The organism is Actinoallomurus iriomotensis (assembly GCF_030269445.1).
Taxonomy (GTDB): domain Bacteria; phylum Actinomycetota; class Actinomycetes; order Streptosporangiales; family Streptosporangiaceae; genus Actinoallomurus; species Actinoallomurus iriomotensis.
This window is the reverse complement of the sequence record NZ_BSTJ01000018.1, coordinates 82,868-105,301: the sequence shown is the minus strand read 5'-3', so window position 1 is coordinate 105,301 and position 22,434 is coordinate 82,868. Positions and strand designations below refer to the sequence as shown.

Below are 22,434 nucleotides of genomic sequence, written 5' to 3'. Positions count from 1 at the left end.
TTGGTAGCTGCTGGCCTGGGATCTGGGCCGCGCCGACTGGCGTACGTTCCGCGTCGACCGCCTTCGGCCGCGCGTGCCCACCGGCCCCAGCTTCACCCCCCGCGACCTTCCCGAGGAGGTCGTCGCCGCCTACGTCAGCCGGCGCGTGTCCTCCGCCGCCTGGCGCTACACCGCCGCCACGCCGTGAGGGCCGGTACGGCGAGGAACGCGCCGGACGTGGCGGGCGATCTACGCCTACTCTTGGCGCGTGAGGGATTTCTTCGCCGGCGTGCGCTACTTCGCCCGCGGTCTCGGCTGGGTGGCGCGGCGGCCGGGGCAGTGGCTGTTCGGCCTGATTCCGGCGCTGATCGTCCTGGTGCTGTACGTCGTCGCGCTGACGTTCCTCGGCGTCTACCTCTCTGACCTGGTGAAGGCGGCCAGCCCGTTCGCCGACCACTGGTCGAGCGGGCTGCGCGACACCGTACGCCTGCTGATGGGCGTCCTCGTCTTCGCCGCCGCCGTGATGCTCTCGATCGTCACGTTCACCGGCGTCACGCTCCTGGTCGGCGAGCCGTTCTACGAGAGCATCTCCGGCCGGGTCGAGGAGTCGGCGGGCGGCCGGCCGGCCGAGGTGGACGTCCCGCTGTGGCGGCAGCTCCTGCGCGGTCTCGGGGACGCGGTCGTCGTCGGGCTGATCACGGGCCTGTTCGCGGTGCTCTTCTTCGCGCTCGGGTTCCTGCCGGTCGTCGGGCAGACGGTGGTGCCGGTCGTGGCGGCCCTCGTGTCGGGGTACTTCCTCACGCTGGAGCTGACCTCGATCCCGCTCGAACGGCGTGGCCTGGGCCGACGCGAGAAGTTCGCGCTGCTGCGGCGTGAACGCGCGCTTTCCGCCGGCTTCGGGGCCTCGGTTTTTGTGGTGTTCCTCATTCCGCTGGGCGCGGTGCTGGCGATGCCCGGTGCCGTGGCGGGAGGCACGCTACTCGCCCGGGAACGCCTCGCTCACCAGGACGTTCTCGCACGTCAGGGCGTTTCTTCGGTCGATGTCGGGTGAGACGGCCGTAACCTGAGGGGCACGCGGGGGCTAAGAAGCTGTGGCCTGAGCGTAATTAGTGACGTAAGCGAGAAATGTTGATCTTCACGTACCCTGTGCGGCATGTCGGATCAGGGGGACGCCGGGACGTGGCGCCCGGCCACCAGCCAGAACGACCAGAATTCCGCGCCTGAGGAGACGACCGGGCCGCTACCGAAGATCTCCGAAGACGAGTCCGGCGGCCAGGGCTTTCCGTCCGTGAAGGGTTCGTCGTCCGGAGGCGGCACCTCTCCGTCGTGGTCCGCCGCGGATGACGAGGCGTCGACCGGGGGCTTCCCGGCCGTCTCGCCGTCGGATGAGCCGCCGGCTCCGGCGTCGCGCTCATCGCGCTCGCCGTTCGAGCCCAGCGAGAGCCCGCGCGAGCCCGTGGAGGAGATCGAGGACCCCGGGCCGAACGGCCCGACGCCGAAGTTCGGCACCGAGGTGCCCGACCCGAGACCGGGTGCGCGGCCCTACGGATCGTTCGACTCCTCCTCCTCCTCCTACGGCGACACCTCCTCCTACGGCGACGCCTCTTTCCGGAACACCTCCTTCAGCGACGCGTCGTTCGGCGACACCTCCTTCGACAACAGCTCCTTCGGCTCCTTCGGGTCCGGGTCGTTCGGCCCGACGAGCTTCGACGACAAGCCCGGCGGCGCCGCCGGATCCTCGAACGAAGCTCCGTACGGGCGCGAGGCGTTCTCCGCGGAGTCCTCCAACGAGTCCCCGTACGGGCGCGAGACGTTCTCCGCGGAGTCCCCGAACGAAGCTCCGTACGGGCGGGAGAGCTTCTCCGCCGAGTCCGCCGCGTCCCCGGGCGCCGGGGCGCCGGAGGGCGTCTCCTCGTCCACCGGCTCCTTCTCCCTGCCGCGCGCCGAGAAGCGCCCGACCGCCGCGGACGAGGCGGCCGAGGAGGACTTCTTCGCCCCCGACGACCACCCGCCCATGTGGGACAAGGTCGTCGCGCCCTCCGGCCCGCCGCCCAAGCCCGGCAAGCCGAGCAGCGGCAACCTGCGGCTCCCGGAGTGGATGCGGGAGGAGGGCGCCGCCGGCGGCGGTGGCGGAGAAGCGGGCGGCGCGCTCATCTCCTCCTACGAGGACGAGGACGGCCACTCCCGGCGTCCGCTCCTCATCGGGGTCGGCATCCTGGTCGCCGGTCTCGTCGCGGTCGCGGGCGTGTACTTCCTGAAGAACAACGGAGACAGCAAGGCCTCCACCGCGGCGGCTCCCACGACGGCGAAGACGCCCTCGCAGGGCCCGTCCCAGCCGGCTCAGGAGCAGCAGCCGGCGCGCAAGGCGCTCCCGCGGTTCAGGGGCGTGCACACGAAGGCTCTCGGCCGGGTCACGGACGTGCGGTCCGGCCTGTCGTACGCCCGGCTCTCCAAGCCGTGGGCCGCTGCGGCGAAGAACAGCCCGATGAACGAACTGGGCTTCACCGCGAGCCAGTTCGCCGTGACCGAGAAGGCCAGCGGGCAGCCCAAGCACTGGGCGCGGCTGATGAGCGCCGAGCTCTCCGGGGCGGCCAAGGACGCCTACACCGGCCCCGGCACCGAGCAGGCCGCCGCGGCCGAGGCCGCGCGGGTGTACGAGGCGCGGATGTTCGGGTTCCAGCACAAGAAGCGGGTCCTGGCCAACCAGCCGCTGACCGTCGGCGGCCACAAGGGATGGCTGGTCAGCGACTACCTGACGTACCGCCGTCCGGGAGTGAAGGCCACCGGTGACATCGTGGCCGTGGCCCTGGTCGACACCGGGAAGAAGACTCCCGGGATCGTGTTCATGACGCTGCCCAACACCAACAAGAAGCTCTGGCCGGACCTCAACTTCGTGGTCCGCTCACTGCGGGTCGGCTGACTCTCGCTCTGATACGCCCCGGTGGTCCTCCGCGACCGCCGGGGCGTTCGCGTGCGCGGCCGGACCCCCGTGAACCGAATCGCGTTCGAATCACACCGAATGCCATTCCAATACCCGCCCGGCGGCCTCTAGGGTAGGCCTCAGAGGACGTCGCGAATGGGGTGTTTCACATGGGGATCGGGCTGACCGAGGAGCACGAGGCACTGGCCGACGCGGTGCGCGGCTGGGCGATGCGTTACTCACCCGTCAGCGTCGTACGCGCGACGCTCGACGCCGAAGAGGAGACCCGCCCCGGCTTCTGGGCCGGCCTCGCCGAGCAGGGCCTGCTCGGGCTGCACGTCCCGGAGGAGTTCGGCGGGCAGGGGGCCGGGCTGCTGGAGCTCGCGGTGGCCGTCGAGACCCTCGGGCGCGCGATGGTGCCCGGGCCGTTCCTGCCGACCGTGCTGGCCGGCGCGGCCCTGCTGCGGGCCGACGAGTCCGCCAAGGCCCGCGCGGAGCTGCTCCCCGGCCTCGCCGACGGCAGCGTGATCGGCGCCCTTGCCCTGGCCACCGGCCTGACCGGGCACCGTACCGACACGGGCCTGACCGTCAGCGGCACAGTCGAGCCGGTTCTCGGCGGCGCCCTGGCCGACGTGATCGTGGCGCCGGTGAGCACCGACGACGGCGAACGCTGGGTCGCCGTGGACGCCTCCGCGCTGACCGTGACCCCGCTGGCGAGCCTGGACCGTACGCGCCGGGTGGCCCGGGTCGAGGCGGCGGACGTGGCCGTGCCCGCCGACCGGGTCCTGACCGGGCTGGAGGGCCAGGAGGTGCTCGACCTCGCCGCCCTGCTGCTCGGCGCCGAGGCGGCCGGCATCGCCGCGTGGTGCGTCGACACCGCCTCGGAGTACGCCAAGGTGCGTGAGCAGTTCGGCCGGCCGATCGGGCAGTTCCAGGGCGTCAAGCACAAGTGTGCGCGGATGCTGATCGAGCTGGAGAAGGCCCGCGCGGTCGTGTGGGACGCCGCCCGCGCCTCCGACGACCCCGCCGACGAGTCGGGCTTCGCGGCGGGCGTCGCCGCGGTCATCGCCCCCGACGCCGCGCTCCGCTGCGCCCGCGACTGCATCCAGGTGCTCGGCGGCATCGGCTTCACCTGGGAGCACGAGTCCGGTCTCTACCTGCGCCGCGCCTCGACGCTGCGCGTCCTGCTGGGTCCGGCGAAGGACTGGTCCGGCTCCGTCGCGACGCTCGCGCTCGACGGCGTACGCCGCGCGGTCGAGGTCGAGCTGGACGAGGACACCGAACCCCTCCGCAACCGCATCCGCGCCGAGGTCGCCGAGCTGGCCGCGATCGAGGACAACACGGCACGGTTCGCCCGGATGGGCGACGAGGGCTGGGTGTTCCCGCACCTGCCGAAGCCGTGGGGCAAGGCGGCCTCGCCGATGGAGCAGGTGCTGATCCTGCAGGAGCTGCGCGCCGCGAAGGTCAAGGGCCCGCAGCTCGGGATCGGCGCGTGGGTGGTCCCGTCGCTGGTCACGTACGGCACGCCCGAGCAGCAGGAGCGGTTCCTGGCCCCGACGCTGCGCGGGGAGATGGCGTGGTGCCAGCTGTTCAGCGAGCCCGGCGCGGGCTCGGACCTGGCGTCCCTGCAGATGAAGGCGGAACGCGTCGAGGGCGGCTGGAAGCTGACCGGCCAGAAGATCTGGACGTCGGTGGCCCGGCAGGCCGAGTGGGCGATCTGCATCGCCCGCAGCTCGAACGAGCCGAAGAAGCACGACGGCATCACGTACTTCATCGTCGACATGAAGTCCGAGGGCGTCGACGTGCGCCCGCTGCGGGAGCTGACCGGCGAGGCGATGTTCAACGAGGTCTTCCTCGACGGCGTGTTCGTCCCCGACGACCGGGTGGTGGGCGAGGTCGGCCAGGGCTGGAAGGTCGCCCGCAACACCCTGAGCAACGAGCGCGTGCAGCTGTCCAGCGGCTCGGGGCTCGGCGCCGGTGTGAAGGAGCTGCTGAACTTCTTCGGCGCCCGCGAGCTGGACCAGGTCAAGCGTGCCGAGCTGGGCGAGTACCTCTGTGAGGGCCAGGCGATCGACCTGCTCGGCCTGCGCCTGACGCTGAAGCAGATCTCCGGCCACGAGCCGGGCGCGGAGGCGAGCGTCCGCAAGCTGCTGGGCGTGCAGTTCAACCAGCAGGTCGCCGACTTCATCTGGGAGTCCCAGGGCGCCGTCGCGGCGGTGGAGGACATGACCGGCGCGACCGGCCTGTGGGCGCGCTACATGCTGTTCAGCCGCTCGATGACGATCTACGGAGGTACGACGGAGGTCCAGCTCAACGTCATCGCCGAGCGCATGCTCGGGCTGCCCCGCGACCCGGAGCCCGGCAAGTAGTTCGACGCCAGGCCCGTACGGAACCGGCCTGGATGGGCGAATGCCGGGAATTCGGCCGCCGCTCGTATCATCATGTTCCCGGAACGGGACGGTTGCCGGCAGCGTCGGATCAACGGTCGCGCAGGGCGGTGAGCGGGAAGGGACGGCGGTCGATCGGGGATGCTGACGCGTGTGATCGCCGGCTTCCGCAAGGAGGTTCCGGCCCGGACGCTGGAGTCGATCCAGCGGGCCGGTGTGGGGGTCTATCGCGCGCTCGACGACGCCGAGGCCGTACGCCGCGAGCTGGCCGGCCAGGGAGTCAGCGCTTGGCGCATGCCCGCCGCGGCGGCCGCACAGCAGCTGTACGCCTGGAACGCCTACGTCCTGCAGACGCTGGGCGACAAGATGATCGACGCGGACTACCGTGGCGACTCCCGCACGGCCGGCTACCTCCCCAAGGTCACGGCCGAGCAGGTGTGGGCGTTCTTCGGCCAGGTCGAGCGCTGGCTGTCGCTGAGCCGCCAGGCCGCGGCCAACCCCGGCTACCGGGTGGAGGAGCCGAGGTACCTGCCGGCCGACCTGCCCGGCTGGGTGGAGATCGAACCCTGCCCGGCCGCCCACCTGGAGGCGATGATCGCGGCGTGCGCCTCCGTACGGGAACACGCCGAGGTCGCGCTGGGCACCTTCGAGATCACCGCGTCCCAGGACGGCCGTCACGCCGAGATCGCCCGGCTGCGCCAGCTCGCGGCGGAGGCGGCCACGTCGTCCGACTACGCCATGCAGGCGTTCGACCGGACCGCCGGCCGGCGGTTGCACGAGGTCGTCGAAGAACGCCTGCGGCGAGCGCTGGAGATCTACTACCACCTCGGGCAGCTCATCGCGATGCCGATCCTGCTCAAGACCTACGGCCGGGGTCACGGAGCCGGGCCGATGGCCGGCCGGCTGCCGCTCCCGGGAAGCGGCGACTTCGACCCGTGGTGCCTGACCGAACGCGACGCGGTCCGACGCTGGCAACGCGATCCGCAGGCGCGCCGGGTCATCAACGACCTGTGGCGGGGCGATCCCGATCCGGCGGCGACCCTGGCGATCCAGGAGCAGCTCAACGCCGCGCTCCGGCGCGACGACATCAGGCGTACCGGTGCCATGTACTACGCACCGCCGTGGGCGCCGATCTATCGGGCGCAGCGCCCCGTGGTGATCGGCCGGCGCTGGTTGCAGCCCGGGCAGGACTTCACCTTCGAGGTCTCCGCCGAGCCGCTCCGCTACAACCGCCCCTTCCTCCGCCAGATCGTCACCGGCCCGTTCCACCAGGCCCGCCGGTAAGGCCTACATGCTCAGGGTTGACGATCTTCTGGGCGGACAAGGCCGGGAAGGTCAAGCCGGACGCTTCGCGGGACGTTCTTGAGCACCTTGTCGACAAGCTGTTGGTCGAGCAGCCGACTTCGCATCACTCTAGTATCAAAGGAACATCATTGTCTGTTGGAGCGCAAGCCTGGGCGGGGCTTCACCTTCGAGGTCTCCGCCGGGCCCCTCGGGGCGCCAGCACAGTAAGTAAAGATGCGATAACGCTGTGCGACGAACCGCTCTCCTGGGCCGTACGCCCAGGAAAGACTGCTATCCGGCAAAGAACCGTCATGCTTGAGGGGGCTGATCGTGCCTTCGTCACGGCCGAAGCGGATCGGCGCACGGCGGCGAGCGGCGAGAACGGCTGTGCGGAAGCCTTGGTACAAGCGGGCGACCACGCGACTATTGGCCGCTGCGGGGGCAATAGCGTTGAGCGTCGCCACGTCTGTGATCACCGGCGTCGCGCAGAAGTTGGTCGATGGCGACTCTCAGGCCTCGTCCGCGACGTCGCCGGCGCGCTCGGCGGCCAAGATTCCGCTGGTCACCGCCGCGGCGAGGGTGCTGGAGGACCTCGACCAGGACATCTGGGTGGCCGGTTCCCCGGTCGAACTCACCCCGGCCCGGATCGCCCGCATCCAGCAGGCGAGGAACAGGGGCGGAACACAGGGCGACCTCCACGACTACCTGTCCAGCATGGCGCAGGTGGGAGCCGTCAAGTCCGATGGCATCGCCATCGATCTCAACTTGGCCACCCGGGCGGCGAGCCAGGTGCGCGTCGACCGGATCAGGCTCGCGTCCCAGTGCCGGGATCCGCTCGCCGGAACCGTCTTCTACTCTCCGCCCGCCGGTCCGGCGATGCCGATCGGCAAGATCGGATTCGATCTCGACAGTCCGGCGCCGGTCGCTCGCAAACTGGTCGACGGTGACTCCGGGCAGCAACTGGGTGCCGACTATTTCGCCGACAACGTGCAGTACCTGAAAAAGGACGACGGGTTCGCCTATCGCGTCGTCGCGCGGACCAGCAAGCACTATTGCGAGTTCCGCATCCTGGTGGACGCGAGCGCCGATGGGGTGTCGCAGACGACGACCGTGGACGACCAGGGCCGGCCCTTCCGTGTGTCCGCCCTGGTCTGCGGCGACGGGCCGGTCCCGTGCCCGAGGTTCTCCGCCTACCGGCGGGTGTACTCGGGTGGCGTCGCGAACGCCGATGGAAACGGCTCCTGGACGGCCAAGGATCCGAAGACCTACAACGGTCTCTAGAGGTCGCGAGGCCCGCGATCAGGCGGCCTCGATCCGCAGGAGGGTCCGGCCGCTCTGGAGCACCACCTCGGCCTTGATGACGCCGGGGACGCGGACGGGCTGGATCCCGATGACGCAGCTCCTGCCGTCCAGGGCCAGCACGGGGGGACTCACGGCCGCGATGCCGTGTCTTGTCTTCAGCCAGCCGTTCACGGTCTGGCACGCCGCATACGTGGCAGAGGTCGGGCATCCCGCGCCGCACGTGTTCTCGGCGGTGAGCGTCACCTGCGCTCGGCCGCCCCCGGTGTTCTTCTCCGACGTGCGGGTGTAGCCGCTGGGCGCGCCCAGGTCCCTGGCGATGCGCAGGTTGTGGTCGTAGGTGGAGTCGGCGCCGGTACGGAACACGAACGCGAACGCCGCCGCGGCCACCACGACGGTCACCGCCGCGACGGCCAGTACGGGCCAGAGACGCCGGTCGCGCCGGGTCGAGGGTGGCGGAGGCGGCTGGTGGACGGGCGCTTGGCCGTGTGCCGGGTGACCGGAGACGAGCCCGGTCAGTGCGGCGTGGAGCTGGTCGCCGGTCGGGCGTTGAGCCGGATCCTTGCGCAGCAGAGCGCTGATGACCGGTTCGAGGAGGCCGGCGTGGACGGCGGTGGCGGGGTCCTCGGTCGCGACGGCGACGAAGGCCGCTCCCGAGCTGCTGCCGCCGAACGGGGGACGGCCTTCCACGGCCGTGTAGAGGGTCGCGCCCAGCGACCACAGGTCGGAGGCGGGGCCGGCCGGCAGGCCGCGTACCTGCTCGGGTGACATGAAGGCGGGGGTCCCCATGATCTCGCCGGAGCGGGTCAGGGTGGCGTCGTCGTCGACGGCGGCGATGCCGAAGTCGGTCAGGACGACTCGATCGCCCTCCAGCAGGACGTTGGCGGGCTTGATGTCGCGGTGGGTGACGCCCACCTGATGCGCCGCGCGTAGGGCGTCGAGGATCCGCAGGCCGATCCGGGCGACGCGCTGAGGCGGCAGCGGTCCTTCGGTCTTGAGGAGGTCGTGCAGGGACCGGCCATGGACCAGTTCCATGATGATCCAGGGCCGTTCGTCATCACCGACGACCAGGTCGTGGACGGTGATGATGCCGGGGTGTTTCAACCGTGCGGCCGCGCGTGCCTCGCGGTCCAGCCGCGCGATCCAGGTCTGCCGCTGGGCGGCGCTCAGATGCTCGGGGAACCGGAGCTCCTTGACGGCGACCTCCCGGTTCAGCTGCTCGTCGCGAGCGCGCCAGACGGCTCCCATGCCGCCCTGCCCCAAGAGATCGGTGAGCCGGTATCGGTGAGCGAGGAGCCGGCCGAGATCGTTCACGCGCCGACCCTAGCCGTCCCGCTCTCAGATGGACAATTGTGTATGTCAGCCCGTGGGGGTGCCGTCGTGCGGGAGGCGGAACAGGGCGATCGTGATGAGCGCCAGGCCCGCCAGGCGGAGGGTCAGGTCGGCCGGGTCCGGCGGGAGGTGTTCGCCGAACATCGGGGTGCCCGCCACCACGGTGTAGAGCGTGGAGACCACGGTCGACACCGGAGCGACGATCGACGCGCGTCCGCGCTGCAACGCCGTCTGGAAGACGACGAAGCCCGTCAGGGTCACCGGCACCAGCAGATACAGGTACGGCGAGGCCAGCGCCGAGGTGACGATCGGCGCCGGGCCGTGGAAGTCGATCGACGCCGACAGGCCCTTGGAGACCATCCCCGCGACGCCGTACACGATGCCGGCCGCCAGGCCGTACGGCACGTCACCGGCCGGGCGGGGCCGCGCCCGCCCGCGCGCGAACACCGCCACCCCGGCCAGCGTGGACGGCACCGCGACCAGCAGCACGCGTACCAGGTGGCCGCCCGTCCCGGGGACGTCCGTGCGCGGGTCCAGCGACGCGATGACGCAGGCGACCCCGGCCGCGATGCCCGCCAGCCCGGTCCACTCCCGCCCGGTCAGCCGCTCGCCCAGGACCGTCATGCTCAGCAGGAGCAGGAACACGATCCCGGAGGCGAACACCGGCTGCGCCACGGTCAGCGGGACGCGTGTCAGGACCACGAGCTGACCGGCCAGCCCCGCGAGGATCAGCCCGAACCCGGCCAGCCAGCGGGGGGCGGTCACCAGTGCCCGGACCAGCGTCAAGGGCAGCCGCACGTCCAGTGGCGGCAGCGCGGACAGCGCGCCCTTCTCCAGTACGAACCCGGCGTTGTAGGCGAGCGTGGCGACGAGCGCCAGCACCACGCCGAGGATCACGGTCGTTCCGGGCGCCGCGCCTGGACGAGCAGGATGCTGGCGGCCGACGGCCACCGGCACAGAAGCAGGTCCAGCGGGCGCAGGACGCCGGGCACGACGTGGGACGGCGCGCCGTCCACGCGCTCGCAGACGAAGCCCCGCGCGGTGAGGAACTCCGTCAGCGCCCGCTTGGTGAACATCCGCAGGTGACCGGCCACCTGGCGGCCCGGCCGCCCGTACACGCCGCGCATGCTGACCTCGGAGAAGATCGGCTGGACGCCGAGGGCGAGCAGGCCGCGGTTGTACCAGGCGGCGAGGTTCGGCGTGGAGAGGAGGAGCCGGCCGCCGGGGCGCAGCACGCGGTGGAGTTCGTCGACCGCGGAGTCGGTGTCGACGAGGTGCTCGATCACCTCGCTGAAGATGACCAGGTCGACGCTGCCGTCCGCCAGAGGAAGGCCGGGCGCGTCGAGCCCGCCGCGGATGAGCAGGAGGTCGTGGCGCCGGGCGGTCCGCAGCGCCGTCATCGACCAGTCGACGCCCACGACCGTGTGCCCGAGCCGCCGTACCAGGCGGGTGGCCGCGCCGTCGCCGCAGCCGACGTCCACGATGACCTGGGGCCGGTCCGCCCCGGCGAGAACGGCCTCGACCATCCGGAGCTGCCGCCGGGCTCGGCCGGCACCGGAGCTGAGGGGAACGCCCGGGTCCTCGTAGAACCGCTGCAGTGCGCCGTCGCCGGTCGTCACCCTGACCGCTCCCTCCCGCGCACCTGGGCGGTCTCGTCGCGGATCGATCGAGCCGTGGACCGATTTGCGCCATTCTGTGGCGGTTATCATCCACTGTCAACGCCGTCCCTCCACCCCCACCGGCCCCGACAGGAGAGAGCGCATGGCCGCACCCCGGACGCTTCCGCGCCGGCCGGTCGGGTCCGTCGCGCCCGGCCGGTTCCGCTCGTTGCGGCTGTTCCGCGGCTTCCTCGGTGAGCAGTCCGACCCGGACGGCTTCTACGCGCTGCTCGCCGGCGACGCGGTACGGCAGATCGAACGCCACGTGGACCTCGCGGGCCGTACGGTCCTGGACGTCGGCGGCGGCAGCGGGTACTTCACGGACGCCTTCGACGCCCGCGGCGCGCGCGGCCTCCTCGTCGAGGTGGACCCCGGCGAGCTGTCCGGACGCGGTGGCCCCCGGCCGGGCGCCCTGGTCGGCGACGGCTGCCGGCTGCCGCTGCGTGACGCCGGCGTCGACGTCAGCTTCTCCTCCAACGTGCTGGAGCACGTGCCGGATCCGGCCGCGTTCATCGACGAGCTGGTGCGGGTCACCCGGCCCGGCGGCATCGTCTACCTGGCGTACACGCTCTGGCTCTCGCCCTGGGGCGGTCACGAGACCTCGCCCTGGCACTTCCTCGGCGGGGGGTACGCGGCGCGCCGCTACGCCCGGCGGCACGGGCATCCGCCCAAGAACCGGTACGGCACGAGCCTGTTCGCGGTCGGCGCGGGGCGGGTGCTGCGGCTGGTCCGCGCCCGCGACGACGTCACGGTGCTGGAGGCGCGGCCCCGCTACTACCCGCGCTGGTGCGGCTTCCTCGTCCGGCTGCCGGGGCTGCGCGAGCTGCTGACCTGGAACCTCCTGCTCATCCTGCGACGCGAGCCGTGACGGCCACCGAGCCCCGCCGCGAGGAGGCCGCCACGCTCGACGCCCGGCTGCTCCCGCTGCTGGCGTGCCCGGTGGACAAGGAGGCGCTGCTGTACTTCCCCGGCGACGGCCTGCTCTACAACCCGCGCCTGCGCCTCGGGTACCGGGTCGAGGACGGCATCCCGGTCCTGCTCGCCGGCGAGGCCGAGCAGGCCGGCGCCGAACGCCACGCGACGCTGACCGCCCGCGCCCGGCGCGGCGAGGCGGCGGCCACGCTCGGACGGGGCGAGACGACCGGACGCGGCGAAAACGGCATCGAATAGCATTTCCCTCGTACGTACCGTTCCCGTCACGACGGTCGCCGATGTTCCGAGCACCTGACGCCTGGATCCTCGCGTGCGCCGCGGCCCTGCTGGCCGGGTGCTCGCCGGGCGGAGGGCAGCCCGCGGCGGTGCCGGACCGCGCGGTGAACGCCCAGTGGCGGCGGGCCGGTGACAGGGCCGGGCCGGGGCAGTGGGACGGCGCCGACGGCACCACGTCGGTACGGCTCCCCGACGGCCGGATCGCCTGGTTCTTCTCCGACACCTACCTCGGCCCGGTGAACGCCGACGGCTCGCGGACCTCAGCCCGCCTCGTCCACAACTCCGTCGTCGTGCAGGGCCGTGACGGGTTCACCACGGTGTCCGGCGACAGCCCGGTCAACCCGCCACCCGGCGTCCCGGGCTGGTACTGGGCCGGGGACGGCCGCGTGCGGAACGGCAGGGTCGTGGAGTTCTACCACCGGCTGAACGGCTCCGGCGCGGCGTGGGACTTCACCGAACAGGGCGTGGCGGTCGCGACGTTCTCGCTGCCCGGCCTCCGGTTTGAGAGCGTGCGCGAGCTGCCGGCCGGCCCGGTCCCGCCCGGGCGTACGCCGGTCATGTGGGGTGCGGCGTTGTCCGACGACGGGCCGTGGACCTATGTCTACGGCTACCGCGGCCATCTCGACCGGCCCGGCCGGCCCAAGTGGCTGTACGTCGCGCGCGCCCCGCGCGGGCGGCTCGCCGACCCGGCCTCCTGGTGGTACGACACCGGGTCCGGCTGGTCGGCGGACCCGGCCCGCGCCGCCGAGCTGCCGACCCGGGTCGACAGCGGGTTCGGGATCGCCCGGGTCGGCGACCGGTACGCGCTGGTCACCCGCCGCCCCTCGGCGGACCTCGGCGACGGCGACATGGTCGCCTACCTGGCCGGCTCGCCGGCCGGCCCGTTCCGCGCCGCGGACAGCGCGGTCGTCTACCGGGCGCCGGAGACCGCCTCGGGCTGGTTCGTCTACCAGGCGCGCGTCCATCCGGAGCTGAGCGGGCGGGGCCGCGTCGTGTTCTCCTACAACGTCAACACCTCGCTCGTGGACCGGCGGTGCGTGCCGCAGAACCTCCGGCAGGCGTCGGTCTACCGGCCGAGGTTCGTCTCCGCTCCGCTCGGCGTCTTCCGCCGTGGTTACTCCGCACCACCCGCGCGTCCGACGTCGATCGCCCCCGGCTGGTACCGCGCCTGCTGAGGACCGAATGGCATTCGGATTTGATCTATCGTGGGCGCATGGGCATAGGACTGACCGCCGAGCACCAGGAGCTCGCCGCATCCGTACGCGCCTTCACGGCGCGGCACATCCCGCGCGAGGCCGTCCGCGCGGCCCTCGGCCCGGACGCGAACGGGCGGCCGGACCACTGGAGGGCGCTCGCCGGTCAGGGCCTGCTCGGCCTGCACCTGCCGGAGGAGCACGGCGGGCAGGGCTTCTCGCTGGTCGAACTGGCGGTCGCCGTCGAGGAGATGGGACGCGCCCTCGCCCCGGGCCCGTACGTCCCCACCGTCTGGGCGAGCGCGGTGCTGCTCGCGGCCGGGGCCGGCGACCTCCTGCCCGGCCTCGCCGACGGCACCCGCTGCGGAGCGGTGTCCCTGGCGGGCGGCCTGACCGGGCGCCGCGACGGCGGCGCGCTCGTCGTGGACGGGGTCGCCGAGCCGGTGCTGGGCGGCCTGGCCGCCGACCTGTTCGTGCTGCCGGTCGCGACCGGCGACGGCGAGGAGTGGGTCGTGATCTCCGCCGCCGAGGTCGCGGCCGAGCCGCTGGAGAGTCTCGATCCGGTACGCCGGGTGGCGCGGGTCCGGCTGGACGGCGTGCCCGCCTCACGGGTGCTGACCGGGCTCGCCCGGCCGGACGTGCCGGCGATCGCCGCCGTGATACTCGGCGCCGAGGCCTGCGGCGTCGCCGGGTGGGCGGTCGACACGGCGGCGGCCTACGCGCGGACGCGGGAGCAGTTCGGCCGCCCGATCGGGCAGTTCCAGGGCGTCAAGCACAAGTGCGCCCGGATGCTGGTCGAGCTCGAACGCGCCCGCGCCGCCGTCTGGGACGCGGCGTACGCGGCCGGCCACGACTCCGGCGACCAGGTGGCGTACGCGGCCGGAGTCGCCGCCGCGCTGGCCCCCGACGCGGCCGTCTCCGCCGCCCAGGACTGCATCCAGGTGCACGGCGGCATCGGCTACACCTACGAGCACGACGCGCACCTGTACTACCGGCGGGCGCTGACCCTTCGGGCGCTGCTCGGCCGCGCGACGGAGCACCGCGCGTCGGTCGCCGCCCTCGCCCGGTCCGGCGTGACCCGCGACCACGAGCTCGACCTGCCCGCCGAGGCGGAGCCGTTGCGGCGCGAGATCCGGGCGGAGGTCGCGGCGCTTGCCGCGCTCGGCGAGGCGGAGCGGGTCGAGGCGCTGGCCGCGGGCGGCTGGGTCCAGCCGCACCTGCCCCGGCCCTGGGGCCGGGCGGCCTCGCCCCTCGAACAGGTCGTCATCCACCAGGAGCTGCGCGCCGCCGGAGTACGCCCGCCTGCTCTCCTCATCGGCGCCTGGGTGGTGCCCTCGCTCGCCGCGCACGGCACGCCCGAGCAGCAGGAACGCTTCCTGCCTCCGACCCTGCGCGGGCAGATCGTCTGGTGCCAGCTCTTCAGCGAGCCGGGGGCGGGCTCGGACCTGGCCGGGCTGCGCACCCGCGCGGAACGAACAGAGGGCGGCTGGAAGATCACTGGGCAGAAGATCTGGACGTCGCTCGCCCAGTACGCCCAGTGGGGCATCTGCGTCGCCCGTACCGACCCGGACGCGCCCAAGCACCAGGGCATCACCTACTTCCTGGTCGACATGGCGGCGCCCGGCATCGAGGTGCGCCCGCTGGCGGAGCTGACCGGGGAGCAGATCTTCAACGAGGTGTTCCTCGACGAGGTGTTCGTGCCGGACGCGATGGTGGTCGGCGCGGTGAACGCCGGCTGGCAGGTCGCGCGCGGCACCCTCACCGCCGAGCGCGTGAACCTGTCCACCGGCTGGCAACTCGGCGCCGACGTGCCGGGCCTGTTCGCGCTCGCCGAGGACCTCGGCGTCGCCGAGGACCCGGTCGTCCGCGACGCCCTGGGCCGGTTCGCCGCCGACGCGCACGTGTTCGCGCTGCTCGGCGACCGGGCCGTCCTCAAGCAGCTGTCCGGCGTGGACGCCGGGGCGACCGCGAACGTCGGCAAGCTCGTCGGCATGGAGCACGGCCAGCGGGTGACGGAGTACGGCTTCGGGCTGCTCGGCACGGAGGGCGCGCTGACCGGCCGGGACACGGACGGGCGGCGAAGGCACTGGACCCGCCTGCTCCTCGCCTCGCGCGCCATGACCATCGGCGGCGGCACCACCGAGGTCAACCTGAACGTCATCGCCGAACGCCTGCTCGGCCTGCCGCGCGACCCGTGAGATCCGGGCATCGTGCTCAGATCGGACGCACTCGCGTGTTTGGATGGCCGGGTGAGTAACGAATGTTTCCGGCTCATCGACCCCCTCCCCATGGCTGAGGCCGCGCCGGCCTGGGCGCCGCATTTCGAGCAGTTCGACATCGTCGTCGGTTACTCGGATCTGGGCCACGTCTTCATGGCGGGCCGCGACACCGGCGAGCACGGCGTGCTGCACCCGTACCGGTCGGCGGCCAAGAGCTACGGGGAGTTCGCGGATACGACGGAGTTCGCGAACACGATCCTGCGCGAGCCGGGCTTCGCGGAATACGTTCTGCGCCCCGACCACGTCCAGGAGATCCGCGACCGCCTCGGCTCCCTCGGCCCGGACCAGGTCTACATCGCCACCCCGTACCCGTTCGTCGGCGGCACCGAGGCCCCGGAGACCTACGACATCGGCGACGTCTGGGTGTTCCTCGACCTCGTCGCCCAGTTCCAGGCTCAGGTCGGCGGCTGAGCCGGCACACGGCGGTCGCGGCCGGCGCCGGGCTCCTGCTCGGCGTGCTGGCGCTGGGACCCGCGCTCGCCCCCGGGTTCGTGCTCGCCTACGACATGGTCTTCGTGCCGCGGCCGGCCCTGTCCGAGGCGACGTTCGGGCTGACGGGCATGCTGCCGCGGCACGTGCCCAGCGACGCCGTCGTGGCCGCGCTGTCCCATCTCGCGCCGGCGGACGCGGTGCAGAAGGCGATCCTGCTGGCGATCTTCGTGCTGGCGGGCGCGTCCGCGTCCACGCTGGTGCCCGGCGACCGGCTCCTGCCCCGGCTCGCCGCCGGTGTCGTCTACGCCTGGAACCCCTACGTCGCCGAGCGCCTCCTGCTCGGCCAGTGGGCGCTCCTGCTCGGCTACGCGGCGCTTCCGCTCGTCGTGACGGCGGCGGCGCGCGGGGATCGCCGGCGGCTGGCGCTCGCGCTGCTCCCGGCCGCGATCGGCGGCTTCGCGGCGCTGGCCGTGTCCGGCCTGGTCGCGCTCGTCGTCGCGGTGGCGCGCCGCCGGGGCGTCCGGCCGGTTCTCGCCACGGCGGTGATCCTGCTCCTGCTCGCGCTGCCGTGGCTCGTGCCGAGCCTGCTGCGCGCGTCGAGCGCGCCGGCCGACCCGGCGGGCGTGGCCGCCTTCGCCGCGCGCGCCGACACGCCGTTCGGCACGCTCGGCAGCCTGCTGCTGCTCGGCGGCGCCTGGAACGCCGAGACCGTGCCGGGCGGCTACGGCGGCGGGCTCACGGCCGCGATCTGGCTCCTCGTGGTGGTCGTCGCGATCGTGGCGTACGCCCGTGGCCGGCGGATTCCCGGGCTCGCCGCGGCCGCCGTGCTGGGGTTGGCCCTCGCGGCGCTCGGCGCGGTCGTGCCCGGCGTGCTGCGCGGCGCGATCGGGCTGTGGCCGGGCTTCGCGTTCCTGCGGGACGGCCAGCAGTACGTCGCGCCGCTGGCGGTGCTGGTCGCAGCCGGGGCGGGCCGGGCCACCGCCCGCCTGCCCGGCTGGACGGCGCCCGCGTTGCTGGTCCCGCTGCTCCTGTTGCCCGGGCTGGCCTGGGGCGCCGGCGGGCGGCTCCGCGCGGTGCACTACCCGGCGGACTGGGCGCGGGCCCGTACGGCGGTGGCCGCCGACCCCGGCGACGTGCTCGTACTGCCCTGGGCGGCCTACCGGAGCTACCCGTGGAACGGCGGGCGGCGCGTGCTGGACCCGCTGCCGCGGTACCTGCCCGCCCGGGTGATCGTCGACGACGGCGTGAGCGTCGCCGTGTCCGGCGGGCGGGACATCGGCCTGGCCGCCGAGGAGCCGCGCGCCCGCGAGCTCGACGCCCTCGTGCGCTCCGGCGACCCGCTGACCGCGCCGCTGGCCGCGCACGGCGTGAAGTACGTCGCCGTCGACGCCGGAGCGCCGGACGGCCGGCTCGCCGGCGCCGAACGCCTCGTCGCGGGCCCGGGCCTCACGCTGTACCGCCTCCCGGGCGCCGCCCCGGAGGATTCGTCCCACGTACCGCGATTGCCGATCTACATTGCGTGGTTTATTACATTTGCGACATTTATCTGGTCCGGGCGAGTACCGACTAGTAACCTCGAAAAACGATCAATTCCGAAGGAGTCATGATGCGGATCGCCGCCGCCGTGCTCGCCGGAGCCGTCCTCGCCCTGCTGACCTCTTTCGGCGTCGTGCGGGTCGTCACGACGTCCGAGAAGGATCCGGTCGCCAAGCCGCTGTACAACTACGGCACGCGGTGACCGGTGGGTCCGCGTCGCCGGCCCACTGAGGGAGCGCTGGACGTCGTCATCCCGGCGAGGAACGAGGCGGCGCGGCTCACCCATGGCCTGGCGACCCTGTCCGGCGCCCTCTCCGAGCTCCCCGTGCCCGCCACCATCACCGTCGTGGACAGCGCCAGCACCGACGCCACCGCCGAGATCGCCCGGCGATGGTCCGGGCCGGTGCCGGTGCGCCTGCTGCGCTGCCCCCGGCCCGGCAAGGGCGCGGCGGTACGGTCCGGGCTGCTCGCCACGACCGCGCCGTACGTCGGCTTCTGCGACGCCGACATGGCCACCGGCCTGGACGTCCTCCCGGACGTGCTCGCCATGCTCCGCTCCGGCACCGAGGTGATCATCGGGTCCCGTCGCCATCCGGAGTCGGACGTGGAGATCTACGGCCGCCCGCTCCGCCGCGTCGGCGCCCTCACCTTCAACCGGCTCTGCCGCGACCTCACCGGCGGCGTCACCGACACCCAGTGCGGCTTCAAGTTCTTCGCCGGGCCGCTGGCCCGGGCCGCCGCCGCGGAGCTGCGCACGGCCGGGTTCGCCTTCGACGTCGAGCTGCTGGTGCACTGCCGCCGGCGCGGCGCCGCCATCACCGAGATCCCGGTGACCTGGCGCGACATGCCCGGATCGACGTTCTCGATCACCCGGCACGCGGCCGGCTGCCTGCGGGACCTGCTCCGCGTCCGCGCGGCGGCACACCGGCCGGTGGCCGCGCCGCCACTGGTCCCGATCGCCGACGAACTCCGGGCCGGATGAGACGGGCGAAGAACCGGAACAGTGTCGCGGTCGTGAACTGGCGCGATCCGTGGCACCCGGCGGCGGGCGGCGCCGAACGCTACGCCTGGGAGCTGGCCCGGCGGTTCGCCGCGGACGGCAGGCGGGTCGACTACGTGACCGGCCGGGCGCGCGGGCAGCGCCGCCGGGAGACGGTCGACGGCGTCCGGATCGTACGCCTCGGCGGCCGGTTCACCATCTACCCGCTGGTGCTCGCGTGGATGCTGGCGCGGCGCCGGTCCTGGGACGCCGTGCTCGACTGCCAGAACGGCATCCCGTTCTTCACCCCGTGGGTGCTGCCGCGCGGCGTGCCGGTGTTCTGCGTGGTCCACCACGTGCACGACGAGCAGTTCGGCATGCACTTTCCCGCCGGGCCGGCCCGCGTGGGGCGGTTCCTGGAGGGCCCGGTGGCCCGCCGCGCGTACCGGCGTCACGCCTGCGTCGCCGTCTCCCCGTCCACGGTCACGGCCATGCGGGAGCGCCTCGGCTGGACCGGCCCGGTGTACGTCGTGCCGAACGGCGTCGTCCCGCCCGCGTCGCCGCCCGTGCCCGGAGACGGCGCCGGGCTGGTGTGCGTCAGCCGGCTCGTGCCGCACAAGCGGCTCGGCCGCCTCCTCGACCTGGCCGAACGCCTCCAGACGCCGGTGCACATCGTCGGCCGCGGACCCGATGAGGACCGGCTGCGGGCGGACGTGGCCGCGCGCGGCCTCGGCGACCTGGTGACCCTGCACGGCTACCTGCCCGAGGCCGAGAAGAACGCGCTGGTCGGCCGCTCCCGCCTGCACCTGAGCACGTCGCGCGGCGAGGGCTGGGGCCTCAGCGTCACCGAGGCGGCGGCGCTCGGCGTGCCGACCGTGGCCTACGACGTGGACGGCCTGCGCGACGCGGTCCGCGACGGCGTGACCGGCTGGCTCGTGCCCGCCGGGGAGGACGTCGAGGACACGGTCGAGCGCGCCCTGAAAGAGCTGGCCGACCCGCGGCGGCGCCGGGAGACGGCCGCCGCCTGCCGCGACTGGGCCGGCCGGTTCGACTGGGCGCGCAGCGCCGCGCGGATGGCCGCGCTGGTCGACGCCGCGGTCCGCCGCGGCACCGCGCACAGCGCCCGGCCGGAGGCGATCGTGGTCCGCGACGCGGACGGGGAGCGGGTCGTGGAGGGGCCGGTCCGCGACGAGGTGCTGGAGCGGTGCGAGGCGGAGCCGGTCCGTACGGCCACCGAGCTCGAGCGGCTGCTCGGACGGGCCGGTGGATGGCCGCGGTGACGCAGACGGCGGTCGCGGAGCGGCCGTCACGGGAGGAGGCCGGCGAGCCGGATCCGGTGCTGCGCGAGCGGCTGCGCGTCCTGCTGTGCTGCGCCTGCCTGTGCCTTCTCGCCACGGCCACGCGGCCCGGAAAGATCATCCCGGACACCAAGATCGACCTGCCCATCGACCCGGCGCGGTTCCTGGGCCGGGCGCTGCACCTGTGGGACGTCGAGCAGTTCGGTCAGCTGCAGAACCAGGCGGCCGGCTACCTGTTCCCGATGGGGCCGTTCTACGTGCTCGGACACCTGATCGGCCTGCCGGCCTGGATCGTCCAGCGGTTCTGGCTCGCACTGCTGCTGTGCGCGGCGTTCCTCGGCACGCGGCGACTCGCCGAACGGCTCGGCATCGGCTCGCCGGGCGCCCGGCTCGCGGGCGCGATGGCGTACGCGCTCAGCCCGCACGCGCTGGCCGTGATGGGTATCAACTCCTCGGAGTACCTGCCCCTGGCGATGCTGCCCTGGATCATCGTGCCGCTGGCCACCGCCACCCGCCGCGACGGCGGCCGGATCCGGGCGGCGGCGCGGTCGGGACTGGCGGTCGCGTGCTGCGGCGGCATCAACGCCACGGCCGTCCTCGCCGTCGTGGTCGTGCCCGCGCTGTTCGTGCTCACCCGGCCGCGCGGCACCGCGCGGGTCCGGCTCCTCGCGTGGTGGGCGGCGGCGGTGGCGTGCGCCACCGCGTGGTGGTCCGTGCCGCTGGTCCTGCTCGGCCGGTACGCCTTCTCCTGGCTGACCTACACCGAGAAGGCCGTCACCACGACCTCGTCCACGAGCCTGGCCGACATCCTGCGCGGCACCGAACGATGGACGAACATGCTCCTGGTCGACGGGAGCCCGTGGCTGCCGCTCGGCCACCTGTTCCTGAGCCGGACCCTGCCCGTCCTCGCCACCGCCATGGTGGCCGCGTTCGGCGTCGCCGGCCTTTCGCGGCGCGGGCTGCCGGAGCGCACGTTCCTGCTGGTCACGCTGCTGCTCGGTGTCACCGTCATCGTCTCCGGCCACGCCGGGCCGTTCGCGGGCGAGGTCCGGCAGTGGATCGACGGGCCGCTGTCGCCGCTCCGCAACCTGTACAAGTTCGACGGCCTGGTCCGGCTGCCGCTCGCCCTGGGCCTCGTCCACCTGCTGACGCCGCTCGGCGGAGAGAGACGCCGGACCCGGCCCGTGGCGGCGGCACTCGTCGCGCTCGCCGGGGTCGGCGTGTCCGCGCTCGGCACCGGCCTGTCCGTCAGCGGCGACTTCACGTCCGTGCCGCCGTACTGGCGTCAGGCCACGTCCTGGCTCAACGCCCACGCCGGGAACCAGGGAGTGATCACGGTCCCCGGCTCGCGCTTCGCCGAGTACCTGTGGGGACGGCCGCTCGATGAGGTCACCGAGCCGCTGATGACCGCCCGGTGGGCCGAGCGGCAGATCGTGCCGGCCGGCTCGGCCGGGCTGACCCGTCTGATGGACGCGATCGACCAGCGGCTCACCAGCGGCCAGGGCTCGGCCGGGCTCACCGAGGTGCTCGGCCGCATGGGCGTCCGGTACGTCCTGGTGCGCAACGACCTCAAGCGCGACGACCTGCGCGGAGCGTGGCCCGCCCGCGTCCACGAGGCGCTGGACTCCTCGCCGGGCATCAGCCGCGTCGCGTCGTTCGGCGGCGCCGCGGGCACGACCCTGCCCGGCGACGCGGTGAACACGGTCGACCAGCCGTACCCGGCCGTGGAGGTCTTCGAGGTCGCGGACGCGGACGGCGTCGTCGGCATGACGGGTGTCGACCAGGCGCTGCGGCTGTACGGTTCGCCGGAGGCCATGCTGACCCTGGCCGACAACGGGCTGCTGGACGGGCGGCCCGTCCTGCTGGACGACGACGGCCCGGGGGCGCCGGGACGTACGGCCGTGTCCGACTCGCTGCGCCGCGTCCAGCGCAACTTCGGTGAGCTGCGCGGGCAGACCTCCCCGACCATGACCGCGGACGAGAGACCGGGCCGGCCGGGCGACGAGCGCGACTTCATGGAGAACGCCTGGGACCGCTACTCGACGGTCGCCACGTACACCGGAATCAAGGACGTCACCGCGTCCTCCTCCGCCTCCGACATCGACTCGATCGCCCAGATCGACGACCCGGGCGCCCTGCCGTACGCCGCGATCGACGGCAACCCCTGGACCCGGTGGGAGACCGGCGGCTGGAACGGCCCGGTCGGGCAGTGGCTCAAGGTCGACTTCGGCCGGTCGGTGACGCCGAAGAACGTGACGGCGGTGTTCAGCCAGGACTCCTGGCTCGGGCCGCCGCCCAGCCGGATCGAGATCCTGACGCAGAGCGGCCGGGTCGAGCAGAACGTCGCGCGCACCTCGGCCGCCCAGCCGCTGGCGGTCGCGCCCGGCCCGACGACGTGGCTGCGCGTCCGCGTCCTGGCGCTCGCCGAGCAGCCGCTCGTGCCGTCCGGGGCGCGCGTCGGCCTGTCCGAGCTGCACGTCGACGGCGTCCAGGCGCTCCGCCAGTACCGGCTGCCCGCGGTGACCGGCGGCGGCACGGCCGTCATGACCCGAGCCCCGGGTCGGGTGCCCGCCTGCATGCCGGGACCGATCCGCTGGGTCTGCTCGCCGCAGTTGCAGCGGCAGGACGAGGAGGGCTTCGCCTTCGACC

General features: G+C 73.3%; 17 protein-coding genes and 1 pseudogene. 15 read left to right on the top strand and 3 right to left on the bottom strand.

Annotated elements, in window-relative coordinates; genetic code table 11:
• Positions 1 to 247 precede the first annotated feature (247 nt).
• The 5 genes from QSK37_RS47565 (at position 248) to QSK37_RS47545 (ending at position 7,851) form a co-directional block, all read left to right on the top strand.
• Positions 248 to 1,030, top strand: a complete 783-nt coding sequence (locus QSK37_RS47565) for an EI24 domain-containing protein (RefSeq protein ID WP_285635602.1) — start codon at positions 248 to 250, stop codon at positions 1,028 to 1,030.
• A gap of 102 nt (positions 1,031 to 1,132) precedes the next feature.
• Positions 1,133 to 2,899, top strand: coding sequence for a hypothetical protein (locus QSK37_RS47560; RefSeq protein WP_285635599.1), 1,767 nt, complete (start codon positions 1,133 to 1,135; stop codon positions 2,897 to 2,899).
• 170 nt (positions 2,900 to 3,069) lie between these two features.
• A complete protein-coding gene (locus QSK37_RS47555; RefSeq protein WP_285635597.1) occupies positions 3,070 to 5,268 on the top strand; it encodes an acyl-CoA dehydrogenase family protein in 2,199 nt (732 codons plus the stop codon).
• 159 nt (positions 5,269 to 5,427) lie between these two features.
• On the top strand, positions 5,428 to 6,570 hold the full coding sequence (locus tag QSK37_RS47550) for a hypothetical protein (protein WP_285635594.1): 1,143 nt from the start codon (positions 5,428 to 5,430) through the stop codon (positions 6,568 to 6,570).
• 315 nt (positions 6,571 to 6,885) lie between these two features.
• A complete protein-coding gene (locus QSK37_RS47545; RefSeq protein WP_285635591.1) occupies positions 6,886 to 7,851 on the top strand; it encodes a hypothetical protein in 966 nt (321 codons plus the stop codon).
• Between the two features lie 18 nt (positions 7,852 to 7,869).
• Here QSK37_RS47545 and QSK37_RS47540 read toward each other — a convergent pair whose 3' ends face one another.
• Genes QSK37_RS47540 through QSK37_RS47530 form a run of 3 tightly spaced genes read right to left on the bottom strand, consistent with a single transcriptional unit; the run spans position 7,870 to position 10,820 of the window.
• Positions 7,870 to 9,183: a serine/threonine-protein kinase gene (locus tag QSK37_RS47540; protein ID WP_285635588.1), complete on the bottom strand. Its 1,314-nt coding sequence runs from the start codon at positions 9,181 to 9,183 to the stop codon at positions 7,870 to 7,872.
• 45 nt (positions 9,184 to 9,228) lie between these two features.
• Entirely contained in the window at positions 9,229 to 10,098 is an 870-nt protein-coding gene (locus tag QSK37_RS47535; RefSeq protein ID WP_285635585.1) for a DMT family protein, read from the bottom strand.
• Positions 10,095 to 10,820, bottom strand: coding sequence for a class I SAM-dependent methyltransferase (locus tag QSK37_RS47530; protein ID WP_285635582.1), 726 nt, complete (start codon positions 10,818 to 10,820; stop codon positions 10,095 to 10,097). The genes QSK37_RS47535 and QSK37_RS47530 overlap by 4 nt, the downstream gene beginning before the upstream one ends.
• 142 nt (positions 10,821 to 10,962) lie before the next feature.
• Here QSK37_RS47530 and QSK37_RS47525 point away from each other — a divergent pair, with 142 nt between their 5' ends.
• The 10 genes and pseudogenes from QSK37_RS47525 to QSK37_RS47480 all read left to right on the top strand — a co-directional run.
• On the top strand, positions 10,963 to 11,727 hold the full coding sequence (locus QSK37_RS47525) for a class I SAM-dependent methyltransferase (protein ID WP_285635579.1): 765 nt from the start codon (positions 10,963 to 10,965) through the stop codon (positions 11,725 to 11,727).
• Positions 11,724 to 12,029 (top strand): Trm112 family protein, encoded by a 306-nt coding sequence (locus tag QSK37_RS47520; RefSeq protein ID WP_285635577.1) that lies wholly within the window; start codon positions 11,724 to 11,726, stop codon positions 12,027 to 12,029. The genes QSK37_RS47525 and QSK37_RS47520 overlap by 4 nt, the downstream gene beginning before the upstream one ends.
• 41 nt (positions 12,030 to 12,070) lie before the next feature.
• The gene (locus QSK37_RS47515; RefSeq protein WP_285635575.1) at positions 12,071 to 13,243 is read left to right on the top strand and encodes a DUF5005 domain-containing protein; all 1,173 of its coding nucleotides are present in this window, start codon (positions 12,071 to 12,073) and stop codon (positions 13,241 to 13,243) included.
• Between the two features lie 38 nt (positions 13,244 to 13,281).
• The gene (locus QSK37_RS47510; protein ID WP_285635573.1) at positions 13,282 to 15,459 is read left to right on the top strand and encodes an acyl-CoA dehydrogenase family protein; all 2,178 of its coding nucleotides are present in this window, start codon (positions 13,282 to 13,284) and stop codon (positions 15,457 to 15,459) included.
• Between the two features lie 90 nt (positions 15,460 to 15,549).
• Positions 15,550 to 15,951: a T6SS immunity protein Tdi1 domain-containing protein gene (locus tag QSK37_RS47505; protein ID WP_285635571.1), complete on the top strand. Its 402-nt coding sequence runs from the start codon at positions 15,550 to 15,552 to the stop codon at positions 15,949 to 15,951.
• Positions 15,900 to 17,579 (top strand): MmpA family trehalose lipid delivery protein, encoded by a 1,680-nt coding sequence (locus QSK37_RS47500; protein ID WP_490246511.1) that lies wholly within the window; start codon positions 15,900 to 15,902, stop codon positions 17,577 to 17,579. The genes QSK37_RS47505 and QSK37_RS47500 overlap by 52 nt, the downstream gene beginning before the upstream one ends.
• On the top strand, positions 17,579 to 17,710 hold the full coding sequence (locus tag QSK37_RS47495) for a hypothetical protein (RefSeq protein WP_285583051.1): 132 nt from the start codon (positions 17,579 to 17,581) through the stop codon (positions 17,708 to 17,710). The genes QSK37_RS47500 and QSK37_RS47495 overlap by 1 nt, the downstream gene beginning before the upstream one ends.
• A gap of 3 nt (positions 17,711 to 17,713) precedes the next feature.
• Positions 17,714 to 18,490, top strand: a complete 777-nt coding sequence (locus tag QSK37_RS47490; protein WP_285635567.1) for a glycosyltransferase — start codon at positions 17,714 to 17,716, stop codon at positions 18,488 to 18,490.
• Positions 18,491 to 18,522: 32 nt separating this feature from the next.
• Complete coding sequence (locus tag QSK37_RS47485) at positions 18,523 to 19,767, top strand: glycosyltransferase family 4 protein (RefSeq protein ID WP_285635564.1); 1,245 nt, start codon at positions 18,523 to 18,525, stop codon at positions 19,765 to 19,767.
• Positions 19,755 to 21,758: pseudogene (locus QSK37_RS47480) on the top strand (alpha-(1->3)-arabinofuranosyltransferase domain-containing protein); the annotation flags it as partial. The gene QSK37_RS47485 and the pseudogene QSK37_RS47480, both read left to right, overlap by 13 nt.
• Positions 21,759 to 22,434: the final 676 nt, after the last annotated feature.